Genomic DNA, 4,219 nt, shown 5'->3' on the forward strand with positions numbered 1-4,219 from the left:
CGAGCAAGCTCGCTCCCACAGTCGTTTCGGAGACGTCAAAATTTCCGATAGAACTTGTTTACCTTTCCTACAGCCCAAAGCGAACAGGCCTGCTTGCACAGCCGAACCTGAACCTCAGCTGTCACGCAAAAGCCCGAAACACTCTGCCGCTAGCCAGCAACAGTTCAGCTGTGCAACATGGCGCGCGTGCTATCCACAAATGGGAATGCCTTTATATGAAACGTTTTCTTAGCATCGCCATGGCGTTGTGCATCGGCCTGACGATGGCCATCGACGCCAATGCCGCCAAGCGTTTTGGCGGTGGTAAAAGTTCGGGCGCAGCCCCGACTCACCAGACCAGCCAGATGGCGCCGTCCTCTGCCGTCGGGTCCACTGCCGCCACCGCAGGCGCGGCCGGCGCTGCTGGCGCCGCTACCAAGGCCAGCGGGGCTTCGCGCTGGCTCGGCCCCCTGGCCGGTATCGCCGCCGGTGGCCTGCTCGCCTCCATGTTCATGGGCGACGGTTTCCAGGGCATGCAGATGTTCGACATCCTGATCATGGCGGTCATCGCCTTCCTGGTCTTCCGCTTCATCGCAGCCCGTCGTCGCAAGCAGCAGGAGCAATTCGCTCCGGCCGGTCATGCGCCGATGCAGCGTGAAGTGTTCAATCAACAGCCTGCCGGCGGTTCGATCTTCGGTGGCGCGGCCGCTCCAGTGGCGCGCCCCGTGACCAACGCGCCCGCCTGGTTCAACGAACAGCGCTTCATCGAAGCGGCGCGCAGCCACTTCATGTCCTTGCAGCAGCACTGGGACGCGAACGAAATGGACAAGATCGCCGAGTTCGTGACCCCACAACTGCTGGAATTCCTCAAGCGCGAGCGGGCCGAGCTGGGGGATGGCTACCAGTCCACCCACATCGAGAACCTGCAGGTGCAACTGGACGGCGTCGACGACCGCGCCGACAAGACCATAGCCACCCTGACCTTCATCGGTGTGTCCAAGGACTCCCGTTTCGACCAGGGTGAAGCGTTCAGCGAAAGCTGGAACATGGAACGTGCCCAGGGCGAGAACCAGCCTTGGCTGGTGGCCGGTATCCGCCAGAACGGTTGAACCTTTTCGCGTTTCGCATGTTGAAATAAAAGAACCCCGGCACTTGCCGGGGTTTTCTATTTCGCAGTTGCATCTATGGCGGGCTACTGTATAAACCGCCCATATAAAACCGCGCCATCGAGAAAGAGGATCCCGGACGTGGAAGAAATCATCGAACAATTACGCGAAGCCAATGAACCCGTGCCGGTTCCGCTGGAATTACCTGATGAAGACCTGCTGGTAGAAATCGAAGAGCAGCTGTTCATCGATATCCCCTTCGTGTTCAGGGAGTTTTTGCTCACCGTCAGCGATGTCGTCTATGGCAGCCTGGAACCGGTGACCGTTACTGATCCGCAGTCCCATACCTACCTGCCGGACGTTGCCGCCAATGCCTGGGACGCCGGCGTCGACCGAAGCCTGATTCCAATCTGCCAGGACGGCGACGACTACTACTGCGTCGAAGAAGACGGCACCGTGGTGCTGTGGCAAGCAGACGAAGAGCTGATCGCCGAGGAGACCTGGGAGTCGGTCTGGCACTGGGCGCGGGACGTCTGGCTGGAAAGCTGATCCGCCATAGCCCGGCGCTGGTCAATGCCCGGACGATTCCTTGTGATGGTCCAGCGTATCGAGCAAAGCCACCTGCATGCGCGTGTGCAGGCGGACAAACCAGCGCCAGAGCAGCGCCGCCACGGCAGTCGCCACCACGGCAATCAGTACCAGCAACTTGTTGGTCGGCAAGATACTGGCCGACAAGGCTGCCAAGAGCAGGAAGATCACCAGCAGCGACAGGATCGGGATCACTTCGGCGATCACCCGACGCACGCGCTGGGTGTGACGACCGGCCATCTCCGGCTTTACACCCATCTCCGCCAGCAGCATCGATAATGCCTTGAGCTTGCGGTACGCCGCGATCAGGAACGGCAGCGACAGCAGCAACGCTGCGCCCCAGATCAGTGCCTTTTGCCAGCTCGGATCGCTGATCCACACCTCTAGATAAGCAGCCATCCGCTCGGCGAAATACCCTCCAGAAACAAAAATGGCAATGACCAACGCCAGATTGACGCCGACTTGCAGCAGGATTCGCCTGATCATGGAGGCCAGCATGGCTCCTTCACCCTGGGGCTGGATACTGCGCAACCACTCGCCATACATGCCCAGCACGCGCGCCAGTCGTTGCGGTATCGCCGATGCCAGCCTGACGGACAACGGATCAGCGGCCCGGATCAAATAGGGCGTCAGCAGCGTGGTGAGCACCGAGACTGCCACCGCCACCGGATAAAGAAAATCGCTGGTGACCTGCAGGGTCATCCCTAGCGACGCGATGATGAAAGAAAATTCGCCAATTTGTGAAAGCCCCATGCCAACACGCAGTGAGGTACGTCCATCATTGCCAGCGATAAAGGCACCAAGACCGCACGAAAGCATTTTGCCGAGCACCACCGCACAAGTAATCACGGCTATCGGCCACGCATATTGGAGCACGACGGCCGGATCGAGCATCAGCCCGATGGCCACGAAAAAGATTGCGCTGAACAGATCGCGCACTGGTTCTACCAGCCGCTCGATTTTCAACAGCTGTTGGGACTCGGCCATGATCGCGCCGATCAGGAATGCCCCGAGCACCATGCTGTATTCCAGCTTCACCACCAACAGGCAAAAGCCGAAGCAGAGCCCCAGTACCGTAATCAACAGCATCTCGTTACTGTCGAACTTCGCCACGTAGGCCAGCAATCTGGGCACCAGGAGGATGCCGATCACCAGCGCTACGATCATGAACAACGACAGCTTGCCGACCGTCGATAACACCTCGCCGGAACTCACCGTACCGCTGACCGCGATGCTCGAAAGCAAGGCGATGATGCCGATGCCAAGGATGTCCTCGACAATCAGGACGCCGAATATCAACTGCGCAAAGCGCTCATTCTTCATCTTCAGGTCATTCAGGGCCTTGACGATGATCGTGGTCGAGGAAATGGCGAGGATGGCACCGAGGAACAGTGAGTCCATCGCACTCCAGCCGAACCAACGCCCAATCTCATAGCCGATCCAGATCATCAAGACGATTTCCAGGAACGCCGCGATAAACGCCGTGGCCCCCACCTTGAACAATTTGCGCAGGCTGAATTCCAGGCCCAGGCAGAACATGAGAAAGATCACGCCGAGCTCGGCCAGGGTCTTGATGGTTTCTTCGTCATGGATAAAGCCGAATGGCGGCGTATGCGGGCCGATGATGAAGCCGGCGACAATGTAGCCAAGCACCACCGGTTGCTTGAAGCGATGAAACAGTACGGTAACCAACCCCGCCGCCAGCATGATAATCGCCAGGTCTTGTATGAAACTGATCGCATGCATAGTGGCGGCTCCTTGCTGAACATGACTCGATGCTGCGGAGTCGGATAGATCCGTTTCTCTTGTAGGAAATACCCGGATGAAGGGCTTTTGCAGGTTAACACCGGGACTTCTGGCAAAAAGACGGTGCAATATGTGGAAACAGATCCACCGGAGCGTGACGGCTCGCATCGGCGCAGCGTCCCGATATGAGTGGTTTGTATGTGTAGCCACACCCCAACGCCCGCAGAGGCGCCCATCCTGAAATGCTGCCTTGAACCGTGAGAACGTTATGGAACCCGGAAACGCCCAGCTGTCGATGACGGTGTTGATGACCCCCGACATGGCCAACTTCTCTGGCAATGTCCATGGCGGCACCTTGCTCAAATACCTCGATGAAGTGGCCTATGCTTGTGCCAGCCGTTACGCCGGCCGCTACGTGGTGACGCTGTCGGTCGACCAGGTGATTTTCCGCGAGCCGATTCATGTCGGCGAGTTGGTGACTTTCCTGGCTTCGGTGAACTACACCGGCAACACGTCGATGGAAGTGGGCATCAAGGTCGTGACCGAGAACATCCGTGAGCGCTCGGTGCGTCACACCAATAGCTGCTTCTTCACCATGGTTGCGGTGGATGACTTGCGCAAGCCGGCCCCCGTCCCGCCGTTGCAACCGCAGAACAGCGAAGAAAAACGGCGCTATGAACAAGCACAGCAACGTCGGCAGATTCGCCAGGAGCTGGAGAGGCGCTATCAGGAAATCAAGGCGGACGGGCCGTAACCAGCCGCCGAAATCAATAATGTGGGAGCGAGCTTGCTCGCGATGA

The 4,219-nt window shown here is 58.6% G+C and carries 4 protein-coding genes; 3 read left to right on the plus strand and 1 reads right to left on the minus strand.

Annotated elements, in window-relative coordinates; all coding sequences use genetic code 11:
* The first annotated feature begins 215 nt into the window (after positions 1 to 215).
* Entirely contained in the window at positions 216 to 1,088 is an 873-nt protein-coding gene (locus tag OC610_RS22145; protein ID WP_264430781.1) for a Tim44 domain-containing protein, read from the plus strand.
* Positions 1,089 to 1,226: 138 nt separating this feature from the next.
* Positions 1,227 to 1,634: an SMI1/KNR4 family protein gene (locus OC610_RS22150; RefSeq protein ID WP_030139083.1), complete on the plus strand. Its 408-nt coding sequence runs from the start codon at positions 1,227 to 1,229 to the stop codon at positions 1,632 to 1,634.
* A gap of 21 nt (positions 1,635 to 1,655) precedes the next feature.
* On the opposite strand, the gene OC610_RS22155 is transcribed toward OC610_RS22150, so the two are convergent.
* Positions 1,656 to 3,419: a cation:proton antiporter gene (locus OC610_RS22155; RefSeq protein ID WP_264430782.1), complete on the minus strand. Its 1,764-nt coding sequence runs from the start codon at positions 3,417 to 3,419 to the stop codon at positions 1,656 to 1,658.
* 268 nt (positions 3,420 to 3,687) lie between these two features.
* On the opposite strand from OC610_RS22155, the gene OC610_RS22160 reads away from it, so the two are divergent.
* Positions 3,688 to 4,173, plus strand: coding sequence for an acyl-CoA thioesterase (locus OC610_RS22160; protein ID WP_030139081.1), 486 nt, complete (start codon positions 3,688 to 3,690; stop codon positions 4,171 to 4,173).
* The last annotated feature ends 46 nt before the right edge of the window (positions 4,174 to 4,219 follow it).

This window comes from Pseudomonas agronomica, assembly GCF_025917275.1.
Taxonomy (GTDB): Bacteria; Pseudomonadota; Gammaproteobacteria; order Pseudomonadales; family Pseudomonadaceae; genus Aquipseudomonas; species Aquipseudomonas agronomica.

Excerpts from the sequence above, each read along its gene's own strand:
- OC610_RS22145 (WP_264430781.1), top strand. The coding sequence starts at position 216 with ATGAAACGTTTTCTTAGCATCGCCATGGCGTTGTGCATCGGCCTGACG.
- OC610_RS22155 (WP_264430782.1), bottom strand. The coding sequence starts at position 3,419 with ATGCATGCGATCAGTTTCATACAAGACCTGGCGATTATCATGCTGGCG.
- OC610_RS22160 (WP_030139081.1), top strand. The coding sequence starts at position 3,688 with ATGGAACCCGGAAACGCCCAGCTGTCGATGACGGTGTTGATGACCCCC.